The 23,445-nt window shown below is 42.2% G+C and carries 26 protein-coding genes; 24 read left to right on the top strand and 2 right to left on the bottom strand.

Annotated elements, in window-relative coordinates; all coding sequences use genetic code 11:
* Positions 1–43 precede the first annotated feature (43 nt).
* The 22 genes from X781_RS10105 to X781_RS10000 all read left to right on the top strand — a co-directional run bounded on the left by X781_RS10105 (position 44) and on the right by X781_RS10000 (position 17,761).
* On the top strand, positions 44–1,111 hold the full coding sequence (locus tag X781_RS10105) for a phage protease (RefSeq protein ID WP_025236753.1): 1,068 nt from the start codon (positions 44–46) through the stop codon (positions 1,109–1,111).
* Positions 1,111–2,028, top strand: coding sequence for a Mu-like prophage major head subunit gpT family protein (locus tag X781_RS10100; protein WP_025236752.1), 918 nt, complete (start codon positions 1,111–1,113; stop codon positions 2,026–2,028). Before X781_RS10105 ends, X781_RS10100 begins: the two co-directional genes overlap by 1 nt.
* Positions 2,029–2,075: 47 nt before the next feature.
* Positions 2,076–2,393, top strand: a complete 318-nt coding sequence (locus tag X781_RS10095; RefSeq protein ID WP_025236751.1) for a hypothetical protein — start codon at positions 2,076–2,078, stop codon at positions 2,391–2,393.
* Positions 2,393–2,818, top strand: coding sequence for a gp436 family protein (locus X781_RS10090; protein ID WP_025236750.1), 426 nt, complete (start codon positions 2,393–2,395; stop codon positions 2,816–2,818). The genes X781_RS10095 and X781_RS10090 overlap by 1 nt, the downstream gene beginning before the upstream one ends.
* Positions 2,815–3,453, top strand: coding sequence for a DUF1834 family protein (locus tag X781_RS10085; protein ID WP_025236749.1), 639 nt, complete (start codon positions 2,815–2,817; stop codon positions 3,451–3,453). The genes X781_RS10090 and X781_RS10085 overlap by 4 nt, the downstream gene beginning before the upstream one ends.
* Entirely contained in the window at positions 3,450–3,716 is a 267-nt protein-coding gene (locus X781_RS10080; protein WP_025236748.1) for a Gp49 family protein, read from the top strand. The genes X781_RS10085 and X781_RS10080 overlap by 4 nt, the downstream gene beginning before the upstream one ends.
* Positions 3,703–3,894: a DUF2635 domain-containing protein gene (locus X781_RS10075; protein ID WP_025236747.1), complete on the top strand. Its 192-nt coding sequence runs from the start codon at positions 3,703–3,705 to the stop codon at positions 3,892–3,894. The genes X781_RS10080 and X781_RS10075 overlap by 14 nt, the downstream gene beginning before the upstream one ends.
* Positions 3,887–5,299 (top strand): phage tail sheath subtilisin-like domain-containing protein, encoded by a 1,413-nt coding sequence (locus tag X781_RS10070; RefSeq protein WP_025236746.1) that lies wholly within the window; start codon positions 3,887–3,889, stop codon positions 5,297–5,299. The genes X781_RS10075 and X781_RS10070 overlap by 8 nt, the downstream gene beginning before the upstream one ends.
* A 10-nt stretch (positions 5,300–5,309) precedes the next feature.
* Complete coding sequence (locus X781_RS10065) at positions 5,310–5,684, top strand: phage tail protein (protein ID WP_025236745.1); 375 nt, start codon at positions 5,310–5,312, stop codon at positions 5,682–5,684.
* Positions 5,684–6,043 (top strand): hypothetical protein, encoded by a 360-nt coding sequence (locus X781_RS10060; RefSeq protein WP_025236744.1) that lies wholly within the window; start codon positions 5,684–5,686, stop codon positions 6,041–6,043. Before X781_RS10065 ends, X781_RS10060 begins: the two co-directional genes overlap by 1 nt.
* A gap of 29 nt (positions 6,044–6,072) precedes the next feature.
* Entirely contained in the window at positions 6,073–6,261 is a 189-nt protein-coding gene (locus X781_RS10055) for a hypothetical protein (RefSeq protein WP_005606527.1), read from the top strand.
* Between the two features lie 52 nt (positions 6,262–6,313).
* Positions 6,314–8,692 carry a phage tail tape measure protein gene (locus tag X781_RS10050; protein ID WP_025236743.1) on the top strand — a complete coding sequence of 793 codons (2,379 nt, stop codon included), beginning with the start codon at positions 6,314–6,316 and terminating at the stop codon, positions 8,690–8,692.
* On the top strand, positions 8,692–10,053 hold the full coding sequence (locus X781_RS10045) for a DNA circularization protein (RefSeq protein ID WP_025236742.1): 1,362 nt from the start codon (positions 8,692–8,694) through the stop codon (positions 10,051–10,053). The genes X781_RS10050 and X781_RS10045 overlap by 1 nt, the downstream gene beginning before the upstream one ends.
* Before the next feature lie 3 nt (positions 10,054–10,056).
* A complete protein-coding gene (locus X781_RS10040; RefSeq protein ID WP_038644037.1) occupies positions 10,057–11,196 on the top strand; it encodes a phage baseplate assembly protein in 1,140 nt (379 codons plus the stop codon).
* Positions 11,197–11,201: 5 nt separating this feature from the next.
* The gene (locus tag X781_RS10035; protein ID WP_025236740.1) at positions 11,202–11,852 is read left to right on the top strand and encodes a phage baseplate assembly protein V; all 651 of its coding nucleotides are present in this window, start codon (positions 11,202–11,204) and stop codon (positions 11,850–11,852) included.
* A gap of 106 nt (positions 11,853–11,958) precedes the next feature.
* Positions 11,959–12,309, top strand: a complete 351-nt coding sequence (locus X781_RS10030; RefSeq protein WP_025236739.1) for a phage GP46 family protein — start codon at positions 11,959–11,961, stop codon at positions 12,307–12,309.
* A 14-nt stretch (positions 12,310–12,323) separates the two neighbouring features.
* Positions 12,324–13,385 carry a baseplate J/gp47 family protein gene (locus X781_RS10025; RefSeq protein ID WP_025236738.1) on the top strand — a complete coding sequence of 354 codons (1,062 nt, stop codon included), beginning with the start codon at positions 12,324–12,326 and terminating at the stop codon, positions 13,383–13,385.
* Positions 13,385–13,969, top strand: coding sequence for a YmfQ family protein (locus X781_RS10020; protein WP_025236737.1), 585 nt, complete (start codon positions 13,385–13,387; stop codon positions 13,967–13,969). Before X781_RS10025 ends, X781_RS10020 begins: the two co-directional genes overlap by 1 nt.
* A gap of 8 nt (positions 13,970–13,977) precedes the next feature.
* Positions 13,978–15,720, top strand: coding sequence for a phage tail protein (locus tag X781_RS12560; protein WP_025236736.1), 1,743 nt, complete (start codon positions 13,978–13,980; stop codon positions 15,718–15,720).
* A 12-nt stretch (positions 15,721–15,732) separates the two neighbouring features.
* Entirely contained in the window at positions 15,733–16,389 is a 657-nt protein-coding gene (locus X781_RS12555; RefSeq protein WP_025236735.1) for a hypothetical protein, read from the top strand.
* A complete protein-coding gene (locus tag X781_RS10005) occupies positions 16,386–16,850 on the top strand; it encodes an enoyl-CoA hydratase (RefSeq protein WP_025236734.1) in 465 nt (154 codons plus the stop codon). The genes X781_RS12555 and X781_RS10005 overlap by 4 nt, the downstream gene beginning before the upstream one ends.
* A gap of 128 nt (positions 16,851–16,978) precedes the next feature.
* Positions 16,979–17,761, top strand: coding sequence for a hypothetical protein (locus X781_RS10000; protein WP_025236733.1), 783 nt, complete (start codon positions 16,979–16,981; stop codon positions 17,759–17,761).
* Between the two features lie 317 nt (positions 17,762–18,078).
* Here X781_RS10000 and X781_RS09995 read toward each other — a convergent pair whose 3' ends face one another.
* Entirely contained in the window at positions 18,079–19,413 is a 1,335-nt protein-coding gene (locus X781_RS09995; RefSeq protein WP_025236732.1) for an anaerobic C4-dicarboxylate transporter, read from the bottom strand.
* A gap of 245 nt (positions 19,414–19,658) precedes the next feature.
* On the opposite strand from X781_RS09995, the gene X781_RS09990 reads away from it, so the two are divergent.
* Together X781_RS09990 and X781_RS09985 are read left to right on the top strand one after the other, a co-directional pair.
* The gene (locus tag X781_RS09990) at positions 19,659–20,498 is read left to right on the top strand and encodes a PhzF family phenazine biosynthesis protein (RefSeq protein ID WP_025236731.1); all 840 of its coding nucleotides are present in this window, start codon (positions 19,659–19,661) and stop codon (positions 20,496–20,498) included.
* Positions 20,499–20,575: 77 nt separating this feature from the next.
* Positions 20,576–21,580, top strand: a complete 1,005-nt coding sequence (locus tag X781_RS09985) for an ornithine carbamoyltransferase (RefSeq protein WP_025236730.1) — start codon at positions 20,576–20,578, stop codon at positions 21,578–21,580.
* 43 nt (positions 21,581–21,623) lie between these two features.
* Here the strand turns inward: X781_RS09985 and X781_RS09980 are convergent, their stop codons facing one another.
* Positions 21,624–23,426: a DUF4153 domain-containing protein gene (locus X781_RS09980; RefSeq protein WP_025236729.1), complete on the bottom strand. Its 1,803-nt coding sequence runs from the start codon at positions 23,424–23,426 to the stop codon at positions 21,624–21,626.
* Positions 23,427–23,445 lie beyond the last annotated feature (19 nt).

The following is a 23,445-nucleotide window of genomic DNA, read 5'->3' as shown; positions in this document are numbered from 1 at the left end:
TTATTTATTCTCTAACCTCATTAATTTGTTTTGAGGTGTTTTTGTGTTTAAGCATAAATTCAAACTAAACCCCATTGCATTGAGTTTTAAACTCAACCAAGAGGCAAACGGACGTATTCAACTTTTCCCTTTTGGTTGGTTTGAGGCTCAAGACGGGCGTGGAGGACGTTGGTATGTAGGTGACGAGAATGGCTATGCGTTAGCCGATGATATTAACAATACTGCGATTGATCTGATGATTGATTATGAGCATCAGACTTTGTATATCCAAGACAATGGCAAAGGCAACCCTGCTGCGGGTTGGATTACCAAAGCGGAATATATCTCGGGCGAAGGCTTGTTTGCCGATGTACGTTGGACACCGCAAGCCACTCAAGAGATTAAAGACGGCGTTTACCGCTACCTCTCACCGCTGTTTTTGACAGACGGCAGCGGAATGGTAATTAAGGTACTTAATGCCGCCTTAACTAACCGCCCTGCCTTGCATAATCTGCAAGAGGTGGTTGCGATGTCTAGCCAATTTGCCAAATTTTTAACCCCCGAGGAGGAAAATCCAAAAATGAAAGAACTCTTAATTAAATTATTTGCATTGTCGGCAAATGCGACCGATGAGCAGATTACCGAAAAGCTGACCGCACTGGATAAAGCCAAAGGCGATAGCCCTGTGGCGTTGAGCGATGTGTATGCCGAGCTTGCCAAAGAGAAAGGCAATGTTGTGGCGTTATCAGCCAAAGTGAATAACCCCGACCCTGCTAAATATGTGGCATTAAGTGATTTACAAGCGGTGCAGTCAGAATTAAATGGCTTAAAACAGCAAATGAACGACAAAGAGCGTGATGCGTTAATCCAAACTGCTCTCTCTGATGGTCGTTTATTACCTGCTCAAAAAGAGTGGGCGGAGAATTTAGGTAAGCAGAATTTAGTGGCGTTATCGGACTTTTTGAAAACGGTAACACCTAACCCTGCATTAAACGGTACGCAGTCGGGCGGTGAAGACCCGAATAAAGGTGCGGAGAAAGTGGCGTTATCGGCTGCGGAAATTGCAACTGCTAAGACGTTGGGCTTAACGCCTGATGAATTTGCTCAAAAATACAAAGAGGAAGCGAAGTAATGTTTAAAAAATCAGAATTATTACAAGCCTTAGATACGGCTTTTAAAAAAGAATTTGGTGCAGGTTTAGCCTTAATTAAACCGCAATGGGAAATGGTGGCAATGAAGATTAGTTCTTCGACAAAAACCAATACTTACGGCTGGTTAGGTCAATTCCCGAAAATGCGTGAATGGGTAGGTAAACGCCAAATCAAGAAAATGCAAGCGGAAGCGATGTCGATTGAAAATAAAACCTTTGAATCGACCGTCAGCATTGCCCGCACCGATATTGAAGACGATCAGGTTGGCTTATTTACCCCGGTTGTACAACAAGCCGGTCAAAGTGCGGCGGAATTGCCGGATGACTTAGTGTTTAGTTTATTGGCAAAAGGTAAATCGACACTTTGCTATGACGGTCAAAATTTCTTCGACACCGACCACCCTGTTTACGAAAACGTGGACGGTACAGGCACAAGCAAAACCCAAAGCAATATTACCACCGGTGCAGCAAGCGGTAAGCCTGCATTTTATATTTTAGACGATACCCATGCGATTAAGCCGTTAATTTGGCAAGAACGCACTAAGCCTGAAATTGAAACGAAGTTTGACCCTTCAAAATCTGACACCGTCTTTATGGAAGATGAATATTTATGGGGTGTACGTGCTCGTGGTAATGCCGGTTTCGGTTTCTGGCAGCTTATCCATCGTGTAGAAAACTCAGAGCTGAATGCAGAAACTGTGATGGCAGTTATTGCTAAGATGCGTATGCTTAAAGGTGATGGTGGCAAGTTGCTGAACATCCGCCCAAGCACAATTTTAGTGCCACCGGCTCTTGAGTATGCAGCTCGCCAGTTGGTTGAGGCAGATATTATTAATGGCACAAGCAATCCGTTAAAAGGAGTGCTGAAAGTCGCAGTTTCTGCTCAGATTGCAGAATAACAAGTTAATCGGGCGTAGCAATACGCCCCTTTTGAGAGGATAGCAATATGAGTCGTAAGAAAAAAGACGATGAAACCTTGAACCCAAAGGAAAACACTCCGCCTGAAGATGAAGTTAAGGCTGATGAGCAACCGCAACCACCTGAAGGTGAAACAAAAACTGACGGTGCGGTGATTGACCCTATCGCCTTTGAAATCAAGCTGAAATCTATCCACCCACAGGCAACTTATGGGCGTTGTGGTTATCGCTTTAACAAAGAAACGGCGGTGGAAATTGCTCGTGCTGATTTAACTGATGAGCAGATTATCACATTAGCTAACGACCCTTATTTGGAGTTTGTGCCTGTTGTTGAGGGTAATGCGTAATGTATGCGTTGGTTGATGATTTCGTGTTGCGAATTGGCGAACAGGAATCCATTGAGCTAACCGACCGTGAAATGGTAGGCGTGGTTGATGAAGCGACTCTTGAAGTAGCTTTAGCGGATTCGTCCAGCCAAATTGATGGCTATTTAAGTGGACGTTACCGCCTACCATTAAAGACTGTGCCGCAAAATTTAAAGCGTATTTGCTGTGATTTGGCTCGTTATCATTTAACCAGCAAATCATTAGTAACGATGACCGAAGAGGTGGAAAACCGCTACAAACTTTGCTTAAAAGAGCTGGAAAACATCTCTAAGGGCATAGTGTCATTGAGTTTGGATGAAGAGGCTGCCGCTGAATCGGCAGATGGTGAAAACACGGTGCAGTTTTTCAATGGGGGGAACCGTATTTGGGGGCGAGACCGCAGATGATTAGCAAAATTGAGCAAGCCTTGATTGAGCGTTTAACGCTGGGCTTAGGCAAAATGGTGTATGCCGTTGCCGGTTATGCCGGAGAAATTAACGATGAGCAGTTAGATGTTCGCCGTTTGCCGGCTTGCCTTGTCTCTTACGGTGGCTCGGTGTTTGAGGCTAAATCAATGGGGGTAAGGGGCAAACGCTATCAAACCACCGATGTGTTTGTGGTGTTGGTTATTACCCGCTCAATGCGAAATCAGACCGCCGGGCGTTTAGGTGGGGTAACAAGTCGTGAGGTCGGTGTTAATCAGCTATTGGGGGCAGTAAAAACCTTGCTGATTAATCAGACCTTAGGCGGTTTAGTTCACCCTATCCAACCCAAGCGAATCCGCACCATTTGGAATAATGCGGAAGTAAAGAAAGAGAAACTCTCTGCTTATGCCATCGAATTTGAGATCAGCTACAACGAGTGCAAAGTGCTTGATGATGGCAGATACCCCGAAGGGGTTGAGCCGAATGAGCAAATCTTTAAGCAGTACCAAGGCAAGCTAGATAAGCCGCAAGGCGATTTATCGGGCTTTAATAATCGGATTTTTGACCCGAATAACAATGCAGCCACCGCAGTTACGGTGGTAAGCGAGGAAAAATGAAAAATAAACTCACTATTGATGACATTAAAGGTGTGATTGTTAATGAGCAATATGTTGTTAATGGCACATTAACAATTTGCGTATTAACACTCAAAAATGGTTATAAAGTCACTGGCGAAAGTGCCTGTTTAGATGTAGCCAACTTTGATGTAGAGATTGGCGAAAGTGTCGCTCATGCCAAGGCAGTCTCAAAAATCTGGGAGCTTGAAGGGTATTTGTTGGCACAAAAACGCTATGAGGAGGTAAAAAATGCTAAAGGTTAAAGCCGCTAAAGGGGTGCGTGTGCCGGTTGAGAACCGTCCGCATCACTATATTGAACAAGAGGTCGTTGAGGTAGAAAACACCCTTTACTACCAACGCCGCATTGCCGATGGCGATTTGATTGTCGTGAAAGGCAATGAGCCTAAAGGCACAAAAGACAAGGGGGTAAGCAATGTCTAAAATTGAATTTGACCAAATCCCGAATAGTATTCGTAAACCAAGTGTGCTGACCGAATACAATAATAAAGATGCCGTCACTACCTTACCGAACAATGAGCAAGAAGTGTTGATTATTGCCCCGATGACAGGCGGTGATGCTGCTTTTACTGCACCGCATAAGTTATTTAGCGATGTAGAGGCAGAAGCCTTATTTGGTAAAGGCTCGGTGGCTCATTTAATGGTTCGTCAAGCAATCCAAAATAACTCTTTAATCCGCTTAACGGTGGTAGGTTTGAAAGACCACGATGCCGGTATTGCGGCAGTAGGTAAAGTAACCTTTACCGGTACGGTAACTTATGCCGGTGTGGTACGTATTACGATTGCAGGTACGGCTTATGAGGTGGCAGCTGCAAAAGGCGAAGAGGCTCAAGCTATCGTTGCTCGTTTGGTGAATGTGATCAATGCGGCAAGCTATAGCCCTGTGGTGGCAAGTGTGGAGAGCGAAACCACGCTGAGACTCACTGCAAAAGCGAAAGGCGAAATCGGCAATGAAATCACGCTTGCAACACTCAACACCGCAACAGGTTTAACCTTTGAAGCTCGTGCATTTGAAAATGGTCAGCGTAATGCTCAACTTGCTCCAGCATTGGCAAGTGTGGCTGGTACGCATTATAACGTGATTATTTCGCCTTTCTCTGATGAAGAAAATGCCCTTGCGTTGCGTAGCCATTTAGAGTCGGTTTCTGCCCCTATTGAAGATAAGCCGGCTATCGGCGTGATGGGTTGGCGTGGCACTTATGCCACCGGCACAACCTTAACCGCAAGCCTGAATAGTGAGCGAATCATCGTAGGTTGGTATAAAGGTGCGACCGAATCGAATGCAATGATTGCGGCAGGGCTTGGTGCAGTGATTGCGGGTGAGGAAGATCCTGCTCGCCCGTTGAATACCCTTGAAATTAAAGGTTTAACGGTGGTAGATGACTCACAGAAACCGCTATTTACCGAAGTAAACCAAGCATTGTATCACGGCTTAAGCCCGATTGAGGTGGTGGCAAGCCGTGTGCAGATTACCCGTGCGATTACCACTTACACCAAAAACGCCACCAATACGGACGACCCAAGCTATTTGGATTTAACCACTATTCGCACGTTAGATTATGTGCGTAAAGCAATCCAAACCCGTCAGCGTTTGCGTTTTCCTCGTGCGAAAAACTCGCGCCGTATTGTGGCGAAAGTGCGTTCGGAAATTTTAGACGTGCTTTATCAGCTCGAAGGCGAGGAAGTGATTGAAAACGTGGAAGCGTGGAAGTCTCGCTTATTGGTGGTGCGTAACGCTCAAGACCCGACTTACTTGGATTTAGAAATTCCTGCTGATGTGGTCAATGGCTTACACGTTATCCGCAACAAAATTACGTTAATTTTATAGGGGGTATTAGATGTCGATTGTATATGAAGGCTCGTGCGTGCTTGAGGTGGACGGCGTTGAAATTGAAATTACCAAACTTGATGTCAAAACCGTAACAGGTCGCAAGCTGGTTAAAACAATGAATAGTTCGGGGCGTGCGAGAGGTTATTCGCAAGGTATTGAAGAGCATACCATTTCAGTAACCGCCGTTGAGCCGCAAGACGGTACTTATATTGATTGGGCTAATATCAAAAATGCGAAATTAACCCGTTATCCGCTCAATAATAGCGAAAAACGCACCTCTTATTTGGGTTGTTTTAGTACTGATGTGAGCGAATCTTACACCGTTGATGGCGAATCGGTGCGTGATATTCAGCTTAACGCATTACGTAAGGTGGAAGAATAATGAAAATCACCCTACTCGGTTTAGAGCATAACGGCGTAACCTATCGTGATTGCACGGTGCGGCTGCTGACAATGGGCGGTCAATGCACCGCCCAAGAAATGGTGGCTGATTTAGGGCTTGAGGAAGACTCTGAAACCTTATCAAAGCGTGAGCAAACGTTGGTTGATATGGCTTATCTTTCTCAGCAAGTGAGCTTTGATGGCTTAGACAAAGAAACCGTTACCCCTCAATTTTTGTTTGATAACCTTGCCGCTGATGACTATTGGACGTTGATTAAGGCAACGTTGGAGTTGCGAAAAAAGCGGTTAGAAAATGGGGAGAGCCAAAGCGAAAGCCCGGTAAATCCCGATTTGGCGTAGCGGAAGCCTTTAAGCAGTACCGACAAGCGGTGATTTTACTCTCAAAATTTGCAATCACCGCCGAGCAAGTGTGGCAAATGCCGTTGCTTGAGGTATTTGCGTGGATTGAGAGCTACTTGGAGAGTGAGGGCGTAAAAACACCGCATAGCCCAATGGGTGCGAATAGTGAAGTGAAACACGAAAGCTATGTCTTTACTCGGCGTGGCAAAATTGAATAGGGGCGAAAGCCCCTTTTTTGTACTTTAAAATCATTTTAATGAGACTTTAAAAATGGCAAAAGAATTAAATGCAAAACTGATTTTAACTGCGGTGGATAATGCCTCAAAGGTGGTTAAAGATACCGCAAAAAATGCAGAAAAAGCCTTTAAGGATACCGAACGAGCCGCACAACAAAGTGGTAATGCACAAACACAGGTAGCACAGAAAGTAGCTAATGAAACGACAACTGCACATAGAAAACTTGAACAAAGTTATCGCAATATTCGCAAGGTTAATGCTGCCCGTGAAGTGTTGGATATTCGTTCGGAAAATGCTATTCAGCGTGAAATTGAACAAACCCGTGCCGCCTATGACCGCTTAAAACGCTCGGGGGTTGCCTCGCAAAATGAGCTACGCCGAGCCTCAGAGGCAACAAAGAAACGTGTGCAAGAATTGAATGCGGAATTGGGGAAAACGAGTTTTGGAGATAAAGCCGGGCAGTTAGGGCGTGGATTAAGGAATGTGGGGGTGGGTATTATTGCAGGTGCAGCAATGGCTCGCCAACCTGCCAAAAATCAAATGGAATTTGACAGACAGCTTGCGATGGTGGCGAATACCGCCTTTTCAGACCGTGATGTTAAGGGACGTATTGATGGGAAGAAAGAACTACTTGATGCCGTACAGAAAGCGACAAGTATAGGTGGTGGCACAAAAGAAGAGGCGTTAAGCTCATTAGATGCTTTGCTTGCATCCGGTGCTGTTTCTACTGAAACTGCCCTTAATTTACTCCCAACGTTGCAGAAAGGTGCGGTTGCAACAGGGGCGAGTGCAAATGATATGGCTCAAATTGCTATTTCCTCAATGCAACAATTTGGGATTAAAGAAGAGGATATTGGGCGAGTCTTAGATATGGCTGTTGCAGCCGGGCAAGCAGGTAGTTTTGAGCTTGCAAATATGGCAAGTTGGTTGCCTCAACAAATGGCAGCTGCAAAACAAGCCGGTTTGAGTGGTATTGAGGGCTTTGAGCGACTTTTAATTGCAAACCAACAGGCTCGTGTCACTGCCGGTACAAGCGATGAGGCAGGTAATAATCTGGTAAATCTGCTTGGTAAGATTACAGCTAAAGAAACAAATGAGCGTTTTAAAAATATTGAATATAAAGATCCGAAAACGGGTAAAACCAAAGGTATTGATTTGGCAAAATCTATGGAGCATTACAAGAGAAAAGGACAAGACTCTTTGCAGGCTTTTATGTCTATTATGGATGACGTTGTCGGGAGTGATAAACGCTATCAAGAACTACAAGCTAAACTTAAAACTGCTAAAGGCGAAGAGCAGAAACGCTTATTCAATGAATTAACAAACTTAGTTGAAGGTACGGCAATTGGAGAAATTATTTCTGATCGCCAAGCATTAATGGCTCTATTAGGGATAAAGAATAATGTTCAATTAGGTGAAAAAGTACAGAAAGATATTCAGAATAGTGAAGGAGCTGTTGAAACCTCTCACGCTGTTATTCGGGATACTAATTCTCATAAAGTTGAATCATTAAAAAATACAACTGAATTTGCTCAAATGGAGAATTTTGAGAAAGTAAACGGTGTATTAGGCTCTTTAGCAGAACTTTTAACTAATTATGCTAACCAATACCCTAATTTAACCCAGTTTGTGAGTGGTGCGACTGATGCCGTTAAAATTTTTGGAGCAGCACTTGCTGCATCAAGTGTGCTTGATTTATTAACCGGTAAAAAAGACAAGGGCGGACTAATTGGTGATGTTTTGGATAAATCATCAAAAGCCGGTGGGGGTAAAGGCAAAGTAGGTAAATTACTTTCAGTCGGTGGTTCGTTTGCAAGTGTTGCGGGCGTTGCCACAATGCTACACGGAGACCAAGCTCCGATGAGTGAGGAGCGAAAAGCACAATTAAACGACCCTAATTATCAAGCTCGTAAAATGTACGAGTACAAAAAAGAGATTTTAGGTAGCCGTTTTCATTCTTTTTTTCGCAGCAATGAAACCCTTGAGCAGTATCGGAAAGATATTAAGTCTTATGAGGCTAAACAAGCATCTGCGGTCTATTTACCTAGTGTAGCAAGTACTGTGGCACATAATGTTGCGAATTTTAAGCCTACATTACCACAGATTACTCCACATCCTGCAGTACCTAATATTGCGACAGGTGCAATGCAAGGAGTGCTTAGTGCAATCCCAAATTTACAGCAAGCAGTATCACAGGAGTTACGCCCTAAAGTTGATTCGGTTACTCAAACCCTATCCACCTATCAAGCCGACTTTCAGGCTTTTGGGGCAACGATTTCAGCTGGGATTGAGGCAGGGCTTGCCTCGCAATCTCATACGATTGCAAATCAAATCACTGTGGAGTTGGACGGTTCGGTGGTAGCCGAAAAAGTGGCTGAATATCAGTTTAATTTTAACAAAAGGATGGCGTAATGAGCGGTTGGACAATGCCTATTCAGCAGGCAAGTTTTAAAGGTGTACGTTTTGATGTGCTTGCGGTAGATGATAGCTTTGAGCGAGCGGTAGTTGAACACGCCTACCCTTTTGTGAATGGGGCTGATTTAGAGGATATGGGGCTCAATAAACAAACAGTACGGCTACAAGCGGTATTGTTTGGCGAGGGGTATTATGCCGACTATCAAGCCTTTTTAGCAATGGTGCAAAAGCGAGGTACGGGGGTCTTAGTCCACCCTGTGCGTGGGCGTATGCCAAATATGCTATTACTCTCGGCAAACCTTCGCCACGATGCAGAGAATGTGAATTATGTGTCGCTCGACCTTAATTTTGCCGAAGCCTCAGAAATGCAGCCGATTTTTGTGTTTGAGAACAGTCTGCTCTCTCGTATTGATAAGTTTTTGCTGCAAATTGAAAACTTTGTGGAAAAAGTAACCGCTTGGTGGGCAAAAAATATGGAAATGGTGGTGGCAGCTCATAATGTTAAAAAGCGTTTGCTGTCGCAATGGTCTGCTATTTTTTATATGGGGGAGCAGCTATTTAGTTTATTGGATTTTGATAATAGCCTCTATGATTTGCGGTTGGGGGTAACTAAAGCCTCGTTTTTGCCACAAAGCAGCGATGCAATTGGTTTATTTTTTAAGGTATTTAAGCAAGCAGCTGATAAATACAAATTTAGCACCAATTTGGGTGTTAAATCAGCATTTAACGATCTTATGCGAGATTTTGATGCAGTGGCTAAAATCCCTCGTTTTCTGGAGACAAAACAGACACAGCGGATTACTTCAGCAGCTCAGTTTTTTAAACAGCGTGAACGACAAAACCAAGGTAGTTATTTAAGCACTCAGTTTACTCGCTCGGACTTGCAAGTTTTAACCTGTGCTTTGCAGTTGATGAGTTCCGCAATTTTGACTCAAAGTGCGGTACAAATTATTGAGGCTCAAGCGGAGGAAATGACCCCGGCAGATATTGAGTATATCACTACTCAAGCTCGCCTATCCTTGCTTAAAAGCCTGAATTTAGTGCGTAAAATGCAGCAGGATTCTCAGCAAAATATAGCTATTAATGAGCCAAATAACGGGCTTTATACCGCAATGCACGAGTTGAGTGAGGTGTTACGGGATAGCAGCCACGAATTAATGCAGATTGCCCTATCCGCGATTAACCAAAAACCGCCTTTAGTTGTGAGAAATGTGGAAGTTAGCGGCACATTACCACAAGTGGCTCACGCCTTTTATGGTGATTATAGTCGCTCTGATGAGTTGTTACGGCTTAACCCTCAAATCCGTCAGCCGAATTTTATTGAGCGTGCCACATTGTTAAATTGTTATTCGGAGTAGGAAATGATTGAAAATGAGATTGTGGTGGAAATTGACGGCTCACAGCATAAAAACTGGAAAAGCTATGATATTGACAGCGATTTTTTAATCCCTGCCGATAGTTTCAATTTTGAGTTGGGTAAATCCAGTAATTTAGAGGTGTTGCCAAATTACTCGGGCAAAACGGCGGTGGTTAAAATCAACGGCGAAACAGTGCTTACCGGCATTGTGGATACTACACACCACACTATTAGCAAAAGCGGGCGTGGATTTAGCCTAAATGGACGTGATAAAGCCTCTATTTTGGTGGATTGCACTGCCCCGATTACCAATGTGCAGGGTTTATCGCTGCTTGATGCTGTTAAAAAAATTGTTAATCCGCTCGGCATTAAAGAGGTACAACTTAAAGCCGAGAAAAACCCGACGCTGAGCAAGGTGGATATTGATGTTGGCGAGTCGGCGTGGGAAGCAATTATGCGGTGTGCCAACTCCGCCGGTTTGCATTGTTGGTTTGATCCGAAAGGTGTGTTGATTGTGGGCGGAGCGGATTACGCTCAACCGCCTGTCGCCACGCTCTACTGTGTGAAAGAGTCCGGCGATACCCGCAAAAATAACTTTGTGGATGCCACACTTTCTTACGATGTGTCGCAAAGCTATTCAGAGGTAACTTTTTTAGCTCAAAAGCACGGTACAGAGTCAGATAACGCCAAGCACGATTTTAAGTGGGTTTACAAAAACGATGAAATGGAGCTTTATAAGCCTAAAACTATTGTACTAGGCGATGTGGAGAACCTTGAAGCCTTGATGAAACAGGCGAAAAAGCAGGTGTCAGATTGGCAGTTAGAATCGTTTAGTCTCACAATTATTGTGCCGGATCATAAAACCCAAGACGGCACGCTATGGCAAGCAGGACAACGGGTTCACGTTGTGTGTGAGGAGTACGATTTAGATGGTATTTTCTTTTTGATGGGACGACGTTTTAGGCTTTCTCGTTCAGGTGGCACAACCACCGAATTGCGGTTAAAGCTCGATGGCGTGTGGACACCTGATGCTTATCAGGCTAAAGCGGAAGAGGCTCGTAAGCGTAAAGGTAAGAAAGGCAAAAAAGGGCGTAAGAAAAAAGAACAAGTGGAATATGTAGGCTCGTGGGAGTTGGGGCAATAAGTATGATGCGAAAATTAGCAAAACAGACAAAAGAGGTGGCAAAAGGTGTGCAAGATAGCGTGCGAGCTGCTTTTAGGGGGGTATTAAATTTAGTCAAAAGTGGCAGCGATATTCAGCAGGTGCAAGTTTCCGGTTTGGCTGATGAGACTATCCAAGACTTAGAGCTAATGCAGCACTTTGGCTTTACCTCTGTGCCTCCTGCCGGTACGCAAGCGGTGGTGATTCCATTAGGCGGTAAAACCACGCACGGCATTATTGTGGCGACCGAAAACGGCTCGTTTCGGGTCAAAAATCTAAAAAATGGTGAGACAGCGATTTATGACTCTAGTGGCTCGACCATCATTTTAAAAAATGGACGGGTCATTGATATTGAGTGCGATACATTTAATATTAAATGCAAGCAATATTCTGTTACCGCAAGCAGCGGGGCGAATTTTAAAACTCCGAAGCTAGAAACCGACCAGCAGTTTGTTTCGCAAGGGCAAATCAGCGGCAACGGTGGAATGGCTGTACAAGGTGGAAATGGTGCGAGCTTTAGCGGTAACGTAAGCCAAACCAGCGGTAGCTTTAAAACAAGTGGAGACGTGACTGCCGGTTCGGTATCCCTCAAAAATCATACCCATCAAAGTGATGGTCGTGGCAAACCAAATAGCTAATTTACAAGCGGTCTAATTTTGCAAATTTTTTGCAGAAAACGACCGCTTGCTGTTTGTGGAACTCCTTCCCCCTTACTCCTTTCTTCATCAGCTCTATCATAGCAATATGGACAGAGAAATCAGCCCGCTCACTCGGGACTATACAAGTGAAAAAATAGATACACTGCAAAATGCTGTGTATATCCGATTAACAACCCCTAAAGGCTCGTGGTGGGCAGATGGGACGTTGGGGTCTCTGCTCCATCTTATTAGTCGTGAAAAAGATTTAAGCCGTGTGGGGCTGTTAGCCCAACAGTACGCCGAAGAGGCTTTGCAACCAATTATTGATGATGGTCGGGCTAAAAGCATTACGGTTACGCACGAGCAGCCAAAAGATGGCTCGTTAAATCTTAATATCCAAGTTACAGATAACCGTGGCAAAACCTATCAATTTAAACACGCAGTAAAAGTGATTTAAACGAGATTTAAAAAATGTTTATTACGCCCACTTTAGATGAGATTAGAGACCATATTTTAAGGGATATGGTCTCGCTTGAACCCAATGCCGATGTGTCGGTGGATTCGGATAATTATACCCGAGCCAGTAGTTTGGCTGCGGTGGCAGAAGGTGTGTACGCTCATCAAAAATGGGCAATTAAGCAATTTTTCCCGGATACGGCAGATAGCGAGTTTTTGGAAAAGCACGCCAGTTTGCGAGGCATTAAACGCCGTAACGCCACCTATGCGAGTGGCTTGGGGCTTGAGGTCTTTGGCAATGCTGGTGCAAAAATTGAAGTAGGTAAACAGGTTATGACTGCGGATGGACGATTTTATGAGGTGATTGAAGCAGGAACGATTAGTGCGTCTTCTACCACTCTTAAAGTACGCTCGCTTAGTACAGGTGCAAATCAAAACATTATTACATCTACACCAGCTAATTTTACCTCTGCTCCTGCAGGTGTGCAAACAGCCTGTACTTTGCGTGAGATTTTCGGCGGTACAGATGCCGAAAGTGATAGCTCGTTACTTGAGCGGTTACTGAATCGCATCCGCCGACCACCTGCAGGCGGAAACCGTTACGACTATAAAGAGTGGGCATTAGATGTAGACGGTGTAGAGGCTGCATTTGTGTATCCTCTCCGGCGTGGTTTAGGGACAGTAGATATTGTTATTACCAGTAACAATGATTTGCCTAGCGATGAGACTGTCAATAAGGTGCAAGCCTATATTGATGAGGTCCGCCCGGTTACTGCCAAAGAGGCAAAGGTAATTAAACCAACAGCACGACGGGTAAATTTTACCATTAAAGTAAAATTAAGCGGCGTGAGTTTAAGTGCAATTACCACCGAAATTAAAACTGCTTTAGGTGATTACTTTAATCATTTAGCCCCTGCCGACAGCGTAATTGTGTCGCAATGTGAGGCAATCGTAAGTGATTTAATTGGTGTGATAGATCGCAAAATTACCACACCGATTGAAAATTTAACGGCTGACTTATCACAAAATGTAGAGTGGTTTAGGTTGGGTAATGTTACCGTTGAGGAGATGAGGTAATGGCAGATTATGCTCACGCCGATATTTTAAAGCGGCTTTATCCCCCTGTATCTTACGACATTAATGGTAAGCGTTTTACTGCTCAATGTGAGATTGATGGACGTTGCTTTGACCGCTTACAAGCAAGTGCGGAAGAGATGCTTGCAGCTATTGACCCAGCCACGTCTCGCACGATGTTGGCAGATTGGGAGCGTGTTTGCGGTATTACTACCGATTTTGCCAAATCTTATAGCGACCGTGTAAAGCGGGTCATTATCCAGCTTAATGCGGTAGGTGGGCTGTCTATCCCTTATTTTATTCAGCTTGCCGAGTCTATCGGCTACCGTATTGAGATCAAAGAGTTCTCACCTTTAGCCAATGATTTACCCAACGCCGGTGATATACCCATCCAAAACTCACCGACAGAAGTCTTGGGGTATATGTGGCGAGTGGATGTGAGAAATGCAGATGACAATATTACCCGATTTAGAGCAGGACAGTCATCAGCCGGTGACCGTTTAACCGATTTTGGAGACCAAATTTTAGAGGAGTTTTTCCGAGATCTTAAGCCGGCTCACACTTACTGCTATTTTGCCTATAAATAGGGACAAAAATGAAGAATAGATTACCTAATATTAACTCCAATAATGGGCGTTTTATCAACGGCAACCCAGCTACGGGTACGCTTGGCACTATTGTAACTGCTGAGTGGCTTAATGGTGTGCAAGAGAGAGTACAGGATGTTTACGATGAGTTGCGAAATGTATTACTGCTTGGCAATTTGCAACCAGATGGGCAAAGACAAAACCAAGTCGCCGAAGCAATTAAGGGATATTGTAACAATATCAATTTAAAGGTGCAGTCTAACACTCGTAACTTTGATAATTACATCCCCAACAGCAAAAAATCAAACTCCGTTACCAGCAATAGTGCCGATACGGTGGCGACGAGCGTTGCGGTTAAAACGGCTTATGATTTAGCCAACACCAAGCTCTCCAAAACCGGCGGTACGGCGACGGGGAATTATTTCTTCCGTGATGGCGACGTTGTTCAAACTGGCGAAGAGCGTAAGATACAGAGTAATTCTCGTGTTGTGGTGGAACGAGATAATCCAACACAACCGCCGTATTTTACGTTGATTAATGCCAATATTAATGAAGCTATTCCTCGTAGTTGGGGCGATATGCGGGATGTTGGAGGTGTTTACTCATCTATTAAAAATGGGGAAAAGTACCAAATTAAAACGGTACTTAAAACTTACTTAAAAGCGGATGGTAGTGCAGTGTTGGAGGCTGGTGGTAATAATGGTCAAAATGACTATCGTATTGGCTGGCGATTATTTAGCGATACCAACAATTTTGTCGTTGGAAATCATTCGGACGACGGCGAAAACCGCTTACAGGTGAATGGTACAGCAAAGGTTATTTCCCCAAATCTTGATGCGGATAATACACAAGTTCCAACAACAAGATGGGTAAGGCTACTGCTTAATATTTTGACTTTACCTATTTCAAGAGTAACTGGATTGTCAGCTGCTTTAAACGGATTGAGTGAGAGTAAGTTATCTAACAGTGGCGGTACTGCGACAGGCAATTATTTCTTCCGTGATGGGGACATTGTTCAAACTGGCGAAGAGCGTAAGATACAGAGTAATTCTCGTGTTGTGGTGGAACGAGATAATCCAACACAACCGCCGTATTTTACGTTGATTAATGCCAATATTAATGAAGCTATTCCTCGTAGTTGGGGCGACTGGCGTGAGTTGGGTGGGGTGTATTCGTCTATTAAAAATGGGGAAAAGTACCAAATTAAAACGGTACTTAAAACTTACTTAAAAGCGGATGGTAGTGCGGTATTAGAGGCTGGTAGCAATGATAGCCAAAATAACTATCGTATTGGCTGGCGGTTGTTTGGTGATACAAACAACTTTGTCATTGGAGACCATAAAGACGATGGAGAAAACCGCTTACAGGTGAATGGTACGGTAAAAGCTCTACCTCCACCATTAGAGGCAAGCAATCACCAAGTACCCACAACTGCTTGGGTCAGAACACTAATTAATAGCCTTAAACGAGACGATTTTACCTACACGTATTATGCAGAACATTATGCGGGTGCATCAGTATATAATCTTAAACCACTTGGGCTAAAAATTACAATGATGCGTACTCAATCACTTGGGGCAAGAGAGCTTTACTTGCCCGAACCTTATACAGGTCATCCAATTGTATTAGCTACTGATAGAGGGCACGGTGAACACGCAGTTAATGGTAATTACTTCATTGGTGAGAACAGAATTAGAGTTGGTGGCAGACATGATACCTCGTTGTACATATTAGTTATGGGCCGAATGTAGGGAGAAATATTGATGTTAAAGCAATTTAATTTAGAAAAAAAGATGTTTGATGAACCGGTTTTAGTCGGAGATGAGGTATCAGGTGTTGAGTACCGCACACACGGTGAGGGGTGGTATCCTGTGATGACAGAAGATGAATTAAATATTATCTCTGCCAGTATTACAGGTGGTGGCGAAGTATGGTTGGAGAAAGGGAAACTCAAAACATCGGGTAAAGCTCCAAGCCCTTACCACAAATGGCAAAACAAGAAATGGATAATCGACCCCGAGCAACAACAAGCGGTCATTTCTGCTGAAAAATCTGCAAAATTAGCCGAAATCAACCAAAAGGCACAAGCCTTTATTAATGACTTGGCTGAATATGACAAAACACCTGCTTTTGAACGAGATACTTGGAGCATTCAGCGAGAAGAGGCTAAGGCGTGGTTTGCGGATAAAACTGTCGCTACGCCAACATTAGACTTGATTGCTCAAAGGCGAGGCGTGCCAGTTGAGCTTTTACGCCAAAAAGCCTACGAAAAAGCAATGGCATATCAAACCGTAGCGGCGATTGTGGCAGGACAACGACAGGCTTATGAAGACCAACTAAACACAGCAGAAACTTTAGAGCAAGTGCAAGCGATTGAGCCTGTGTACAGTTTGCCAAATCAAGGGGAGGCTATAAAATGAATAAAATTTATCTAGCTCTCTACAAAGGTTCTGGTGGCAACCTATATGCTCGTTGCACTGATTGGTTAATTCGCAAGGTAACAAAAGGGCAGTATTCCCACTGTGAAATTGCAGTGCAGAAAAGTGAAATTAAAGACCACTATCACCGTGAAGAGTGGTATGAGTGTTATAGCTCAAGTCCTCGTGATGGTGGAGTGAGACAAAAAATTATCCCATTAAATGATAAAAAGTGGGGCTTAATTGAGCTCTCTAATTTAACCGAGCGAGAGGTCAAAGCCTATTATGAGCAAACCAAAGGCAAACCTTACGACTGGCGAGGCGTGTTAGGGATTGCATTCGGTATCAAGCAAAAACAGGATAAGTATTTTTGCTCCGAGTGGTGTTTTAACTTAATCAAAAACAGTAATGAGGGTTGGCGATTCAGCCCAAATCAATTAGCGACAATTTTCAAAAAGGGATAAAAAATGCAGAAAAATTTAAACGCATTAGCTGTTGCTTCTTTAGCTTCTGCAACTCAGACTAAACAGCAAGCAAGCAAAATGATGTAACATTTAAACAAGCCCCACTCCCATTTATCGGTCAAAAACGGATGTTTTTAAAACACTTTGAGCAAGTGTTGGCAAACATCCCTGATGATGGTGAAGGTTGGACAATCATTGATGTGTTTGGTGGTAGTGGATTGCTTTCGCATACCGCCAAACGACTCAAACCCAAAGCCCGTGTAATTTACAACGATTACGATAATTACAGCGAGCGTTTACAGCACATTGATGATATTAACCGGCTACGCCGCATTATCGCCGATTTAATGGCTGACACACCTAAATACAAGCGGTTGGATAATGCCAAAAAATCGCAAATTATTGAGGCGATTGAGGCATTTCAAGGTTATAAAGACCCGCATATTTTATGCAGCTGGTTGGCGTTTAGCGGTCAGCAAGTTAGCACTTTTGATGAGCTGTACAAACAAAATTTCTGGCATTGTATCCGCCAAAGTGATTACCCAACCGCAGATGGCTATTTAGATGACGTGGAGATTGTGCGAGAGTCATTTCATCAACTTGTACCACGCTTTACAGGGCAACCTAACACGCTGTTAGTGCTTGACCCACCGTATCTCTGCACACATCAAGAGAGCTACAAGCAAGAGCGTTATTTTGATTTGGTGGATTTCCTACGGTTGATTCACCTAACTAAACCGCCTTATGTCTTTTTCAGCTCGACCAAAAGTGAGTTTATCCGCTTTATTGATGCAATGGTCGAGGACAAATGGGACAACTGGCAGGCTTTTGATAATGCACAGCGTATAGTAGTGCAAACCTCAGCAAGTTATAACGGCAAGTATGAGGATAATATGGTTTATAAATTCTAAAATTTAAACGCCCTTTAATGATGATTTAAAGGGCGTTTGTTTTCAGTTTATTTTGCATAGCTTGTAGCATATTGCCTATGCAAAATAATTTGTTAATCTATGCAAAATAATTTGACCGCTTACAAATGGTGGCGAGTTAGCCGGTCTTTATTCAGTATTATTCTTAACCTTTATTTTCATCGGTGCAGGAAAATATTCACTCGATGCGAAATTATTTGGTAAAGCGTAATTCCCATTAGCTAATAATACAAGCGGGCAGATTTGGTAAAAAATTTACAAAATCTGCCCGCTTGTTTTTTTGTTTTATGTATATGTAATTAGATTAACACATTCGCTACTGTAATACCCACAATACAAGCAGTAATTACACCTACTAAACCCGGAGCCATAAAGCTGTGGTTGAAGTAGTATTTACCGATTTTAGTTGTGCCTGTTACGTCAAAGTTCACGGTTGCGATATCTGACGGATAGTTTGGGATAAAGAAGTAAGCATAGGTTGCAGGCATTAAACCCACTAATAACGGAGCCGGTAAGCCCATTGCAATCCCCACCGGTAATAACATTTTTGCAGTTACCGCTTGGCTGTTTACCACCACAGACACAGCAAACATTGCGAAAGCAAATGTCCAAGGTTGGGCTTGAACCATTTCCATCACACCTGCTTTAAATGCCGGCATTGCGTGCGTAAAGTAGGTATCGCTCATCCACGCAATACCGAAAATTGCAATTGCGGCAACCATACCTGATTTAAATACCACACCATTTGGCACTTTTTTCGGATCGGTTTTAGTTAAGATTAAGATTAAACCACCAAACGTAAGCATTACAATTTGGATAATTTGATCCATACCGGCTACTTTGCCTGTTGCAGCTACTGTTGGTTTAATGCTTGGAATCATTGCAATAACTACAATAGTCGCAATTGCAGCTAAGAATAGATAAACTGAGTTTTTCGCACTTGCCGGTAATTGTTCATCTAACGAAGTTGCACTGGTTTGTTCAATTTGTTTGCGTAATTCCGGATCTTGCATACGACGTTGGAATTCAGGATCGTCCTCAAGCTCTTTACCGCGACGTAAGCTATATAAAGACATCGCAATGACACCGCAGAAAGTTGCGGTAATAGTTACCCCTACCACATTTAAAAGCGTAACGCCTTCAAAGCCCGGTAATTTAGTAATTTCAGTTAAATAATAAGCAACCGCAGCAGATAACGGGCTACCGGTAATCCCTAATTGAGAGGCTACAGAGGCGGCTGCCATTGGGCGTTCCGGTCTGATTTTATTTTTTAAGGCAATATCGCCGATAATCGGCATAATTGAGTAAACAGAATGCCCTGTACCTAACATCAACGTCATTACATAGGTAACAAGCGGACCTAAGAACGTAATACGTTTAGGGTTGTTGCGTAAAATGCGTTCTGCAATCTGCAACATAAATTTTAAACCGCCAGCCGCTTCAAGGATAGAAGCACAGGTTACAACGGCTAAAATCACTAACATAACGCTGATTGGCGGAGCGGAAAGCGGCATTCCTAAGAAGAAAACTTCCACGAATAAACCAATACCTGACACAACCCCTAAACCGATACCACCATAACGGCTACCAGCGTATAAAAATGCTAATAAAAGCAAAAATTCTGCATAAAGCATAAGAACCTCAATTTAAAAATAATCACTGGAAATAAGTATACTCGAATTATTTTTTTAAACTTTGAAATAAATCAAAAATTACTAACTCTAAAGAGGTGGTTTGATGAAAATTTAATTTCTTTTTTAGAAAAATAGATTACTAAGCAATTAATAGATAACACACTTGAAGGCAAACGGTTGCTCTGATAGAATTTGCGGAACAAAAATTTAACCAAAATGAATAATTATTCATTTTAAAAGGTGTTATGAAAAGCTACTTTTACTCATTAATTAATGTTTTCGCACAAAGCTATTTTGGTGGCAATCCAGTTGCGATATTTTATGAAGCAGATGGATTAGAGGATAGCCAAATGCAGCTTATCGCCCGTCAGTTTAATCTTTCCGAAGTCGTTTTTATTCAATCTCCTACCTATTTACAAGCGGTCAAAAAACTCAAAATTTTTACGCCTGATTATGAAATGCCTTTCGCAGGACACCCAACCATTGGTGCAGCCTTCGTTTTACGTTCAAAACTCAATTTGCTTGATGAATACCTTCTTGAAACCAATGCAGGTTTGGTTGAAATTCAACATAAAAATAATGAAGTTACCTTTGCATTAAAAAATGGAGCAAAGTTGGAAAGTACCCCTCTAAGCCGTGCCGAATGTGCCGATATTTTAGGACTTGAGATTAGCGATATCGCTTGTGAACCTTGCTATGTAAACACCGGCGTAGAGCAGTTGTTGATTGAGTTATCCTCCCCACAAGCGGTCGAAAATTGCAAAATAAATGCAAATTTATTTATAGGTAATAGAGCCATTAAAGATAGTCTCTATATTTGGCATAGAATAGGAGATAAAGTAAAAGCTCGCTTGTTTTTTACTGCACAAGGTGCGGTAGTGGAAGATCCGGGAACAGGCTCAGCTGCGGCAAATTTGGGCGGGTGGCATATTGCAAAAGGGCTAACACCGTTGAATGTCATTATTTCTCAAGGTGATGAAATAGATAGACCGAACCGTTTGTCTTTAAGTGTTGATGAGAAGCACACTATCTTCGTTGGCGGTAAAGCAATTTTAGTGGGTAAAGGAGAATTTTATTTACCGTAAAATTTTAGTTGCTATCGATTGAATTATTATGCAATAATTTTGCATATTTTATTTTAATGTTTACAGGGAGAAACAAAATGGCGTTTAACTTAAAAAACAGACATTTATTAAGTTTAGTAAATCACACCGAGCGTGAAATTCGCTTTTTATTAGGCTTGGCTCGTGATTTAAAACGTGCGAAATATGCAGGCACAGAACAGCAAAAGTTAAAAGGCAAAAATATTGCGTTAATTTTTGAAAAAACCTCCACCCGTACCCGCTGTGCTTTCGAAGTGGCGGCTTACGATCAGGGGGCTCACGTTACTTATATTGATCCAACCTCTTCGCAAATCGGGCATAAAGAATCAATGAAAGATACAGCCCGCGTGCTGGGTAGAATGTATGATGCAATTCAATATCGTGGCTTTAAACAATCCGTAGTTCAAGAGCTTGCCGATTATGCAGGCGTGCCGGTGTTTAATGGTTTAACCGATGAATTCCACCCAACCCAAATGCTTGCCGATGTTTTAACGATGATTGAAAACTGCGAAAAACCGTTAAGCCAAATCAGCTATGTTTATATTGGCGATGCCCGAAATAATATGGGGAATTCATTACTATTAATCGGTGCAAAATTGGGAATGGACGTGCGGATTTGTGCTCCGAAAGCCTTATTGCCTGAAGAAGCTTTAGTTGAAATGTGCCAAAAATTTGCAGCGGAATCAGGGGCAAGAATTACCGTAACTGAAGACATTGAGAAAGCCGTTAAAGGTGTAGATTTTGTGCATACCGATGTGTGGGTTTCAATGGGTGAGCCGTTAGACAGCTGGGGCGAGCGTATTGATTTATTAATGCCTTACCGAGTAACGCCTGAATTAATGAAATTGACCGGCAACCCAAAAGTGAAATTTATGCACTGCTTGCCGGCATTCCATAACTGTGAAACCAAAGTTGGTAAAGAGATCGCTGAAAAATATCCTGCATTAGCAAATGGCATTGAAGTAACCGAAGAGGTGTTTGAATCACCCGCGAATGTCGCATTTGAACAAGCAGAAAACCGAATGCACACGATTAAAGCGGTGATGGTGGCAAGCTTGGCTTAGTTGAAATTAAAAGCGGATTATTAAAAAATAATTCGCTTTTTCGTTATTTAAACATCAAATATTTCATACTGAAATTATCTACCATATAGCCAATATTATCTTCAAACTGAAGTCGAATATCGCTCAGTGATAACACCGCACTGCCTAAATCAATGTTAAGTAGATCGGATTTTATGTTTTCCAAAACTTCATATTGATGCGTTTGCGTAATGTCTAAATTATGCTTATCAAAAATTTTTCGCACTTCATCGTCTATATTAAATTGAATTTCCGGCTCAATGCCTTTAAAGGCAATGATAAACTCCGTCGGGGCTTTTATTTCATCACAGGCTTGGGCGGTTTTGGTATAATTATCCGCATTAAATTCATTAGTGGTAAAATCATAACCTTGATAGATTAACGTTTGGCACTGATTTCTATCTTCTTCGGTTCTTCGAGTATAGATATGGGTTGGGCGATAAAACCTTCTCTCAAGAACAATAAACTCTTTTACATTTTCCATATCGGTTTTGGTTAAGCGAATAGGGCTGAGATCAGAGGTTTCAAAGATGCGTGGATTCTCATTATAATCTCTCTCGCTAATCAGTTCATAAGATGACTCAATACCATATTTTTCTTTAAATTTTTCAGAGTGAAATTCTCTTGCAACATAACTTACCATTGAATTAAAACGTTCAATTTCAGCACGGTTATCGTCTAGTGATTGTTTATGTTTAAATACGGCTTCTTTATCGATTTTATTATTCTTATCTAGCAAGTTATGTTCTTTCAAATAGCGATCTAAACGCTGGGTTTGGTCTTTAATCGCCATTTGTTGTGGGTCTAAAACAAATACTGAAATCAAAATGACTGCAATCGAAACCGCAGAGAATAAGCGGTATTGAGCGAAACGTTGTACTAGTAATAATCCATAACAGATGGATAAAGTAATAGCTCCAATCGCTAAATAAATACGGGCTTCAGTTAAGCCATAATTGCTTAGGCGAATGTAAATGGCATACCACACTAAAGCGAGTGGCAATAAGGCTAAATAAACATAGTAACGATAGAACCACTGCCATTTTGCATTTTGTAGCAATAATTGCACCGCTTGTATTGCCAAACCAATAGTTAAATAGGGGAATGCAACGTTTGCCACCACGCCATTTGGCATTTCGCCTCGGATAATAATATAAACCACATAAGCATAAATAATGGTGGTATAGATAATTAACGCCGGCGATAAAATCCAGTTTAGTAACATTTCACCGACTCGATTTAAATAGGTGGAGTCATCCGCAGATCTTTGGTGTTCAAGTGTTAGAAATAGAACAGGGAAAGCCCAAACAATAGAAAATATCCAGAACCGTTCGAATAGAGAGTAATCATAACTATTGAGGTTAAATAGCTTGGTAATGGCAAATGTAATCGCACTTAATGCTGCAAAAATAATCGTTGCTAATACAAAAGCAAAGCCAATATTTACTAATTTATTGACCGTTTCACGGACAAAATATGTATTATTTTTATGCCAATGTTGGCTGATTAAACATAAGAAAGTACAAAGCATTACAGCCCAATAACGGGAATCTTTAATAAGTTCAAGTTTGATTTCAGTAAAAAACAAGGCAATTGCAATCGGCAACAGAATTAAAAGCCAATAAGCTTTGGTGCTGCGTGCTAAATAAAGCACTATAAAGCAAATTGGAGCAAGGGCAATTAAGTTTTGAAAAGTTTTTAATGAATTATATTCGCCCCCATAAGGCAGCAATATTGATGTTACATAGGTTACGAATAAAATTTCAATCGGGTGCTGAATAATGGCATTTTTTACCATAGTGCCGAAGTGTTTTAATTTATCAAACATAAATATTTCCTAGCCAATT

Source organism: Mannheimia sp. USDA-ARS-USMARC-1261, assembly GCF_000521605.1.
GTDB classification, from domain to species: Bacteria; Pseudomonadota; Gammaproteobacteria; order Enterobacterales; family Pasteurellaceae; genus Mannheimia; species Mannheimia indoligenes.
This window is presented reverse-complemented; position numbering and strand designations above follow the sequence as displayed.

What these genes read in the sequence shown, in the direction of transcription:
- X781_RS10100 (WP_025236752.1), top strand. Translation starts at nt 1,111, where the DNA reads ATGTTTAAAAAATCAGAATTATTACAAGCCTTAGATACGGCTTTTAAA.
- X781_RS10095 (WP_025236751.1), top strand. Translation starts at nt 2,076, where the DNA reads ATGAGTCGTAAGAAAAAAGACGATGAAACCTTGAACCCAAAGGAAAAC.
- X781_RS10090 (WP_025236750.1), top strand. Translation starts at nt 2,393, where the DNA reads ATGTATGCGTTGGTTGATGATTTCGTGTTGCGAATTGGCGAACAGGAA.
- X781_RS10085 (WP_025236749.1), top strand. Translation starts at nt 2,815, where the DNA reads ATGATTAGCAAAATTGAGCAAGCCTTGATTGAGCGTTTAACGCTGGGC.
- X781_RS10080 (WP_025236748.1), top strand. Translation starts at nt 3,450, where the DNA reads ATGAAAAATAAACTCACTATTGATGACATTAAAGGTGTGATTGTTAAT.
- X781_RS10075 (WP_025236747.1), top strand. Translation starts at nt 3,703, where the DNA reads ATGCTAAAGGTTAAAGCCGCTAAAGGGGTGCGTGTGCCGGTTGAGAAC.
- X781_RS10070 (WP_025236746.1), top strand. Translation starts at nt 3,887, where the DNA reads ATGTCTAAAATTGAATTTGACCAAATCCCGAATAGTATTCGTAAACCA.
- X781_RS10065 (WP_025236745.1), top strand. Translation starts at nt 5,310, where the DNA reads ATGTCGATTGTATATGAAGGCTCGTGCGTGCTTGAGGTGGACGGCGTT.
- X781_RS10060 (WP_025236744.1), top strand. Translation starts at nt 5,684, where the DNA reads ATGAAAATCACCCTACTCGGTTTAGAGCATAACGGCGTAACCTATCGT.
- X781_RS10050 (WP_025236743.1), top strand. Translation starts at nt 6,314, where the DNA reads ATGGCAAAAGAATTAAATGCAAAACTGATTTTAACTGCGGTGGATAAT.
- X781_RS10045 (WP_025236742.1), top strand. Translation starts at nt 8,692, where the DNA reads ATGAGCGGTTGGACAATGCCTATTCAGCAGGCAAGTTTTAAAGGTGTA.
- X781_RS10040 (WP_038644037.1), top strand. Translation starts at nt 10,057, where the DNA reads ATGATTGAAAATGAGATTGTGGTGGAAATTGACGGCTCACAGCATAAA.
- X781_RS10035 (WP_025236740.1), top strand. Translation starts at nt 11,202, where the DNA reads ATGCGAAAATTAGCAAAACAGACAAAAGAGGTGGCAAAAGGTGTGCAA.
- X781_RS10030 (WP_025236739.1), top strand. Translation starts at nt 11,959, where the DNA reads ATGGACAGAGAAATCAGCCCGCTCACTCGGGACTATACAAGTGAAAAA.
- X781_RS10025 (WP_025236738.1), top strand. Translation starts at nt 12,324, where the DNA reads ATGTTTATTACGCCCACTTTAGATGAGATTAGAGACCATATTTTAAGG.
- X781_RS10020 (WP_025236737.1), top strand. Translation starts at nt 13,385, where the DNA reads ATGGCAGATTATGCTCACGCCGATATTTTAAAGCGGCTTTATCCCCCT.
- X781_RS12560 (WP_025236736.1), top strand. Translation starts at nt 13,978, where the DNA reads ATGAAGAATAGATTACCTAATATTAACTCCAATAATGGGCGTTTTATC.
- X781_RS12555 (WP_025236735.1), top strand. Translation starts at nt 15,733, where the DNA reads ATGTTAAAGCAATTTAATTTAGAAAAAAAGATGTTTGATGAACCGGTT.
- X781_RS10005 (WP_025236734.1), top strand. Translation starts at nt 16,386, where the DNA reads ATGAATAAAATTTATCTAGCTCTCTACAAAGGTTCTGGTGGCAACCTA.
- X781_RS10000 (WP_025236733.1), top strand. Translation starts at nt 16,979, where the DNA reads ATGTTTTTAAAACACTTTGAGCAAGTGTTGGCAAACATCCCTGATGAT.
- X781_RS09995 (WP_025236732.1), bottom strand. Translation starts at nt 19,413, where the DNA reads ATGCTTTATGCAGAATTTTTGCTTTTATTAGCATTTTTATACGCTGGT.
- X781_RS09990 (WP_025236731.1), top strand. Translation starts at nt 19,659, where the DNA reads ATGAAAAGCTACTTTTACTCATTAATTAATGTTTTCGCACAAAGCTAT.
- X781_RS09985 (WP_025236730.1), top strand. Translation starts at nt 20,576, where the DNA reads ATGGCGTTTAACTTAAAAAACAGACATTTATTAAGTTTAGTAAATCAC.
- X781_RS09980 (WP_025236729.1), bottom strand. Translation starts at nt 23,426, where the DNA reads ATGTTTGATAAATTAAAACACTTCGGCACTATGGTAAAAAATGCCATT.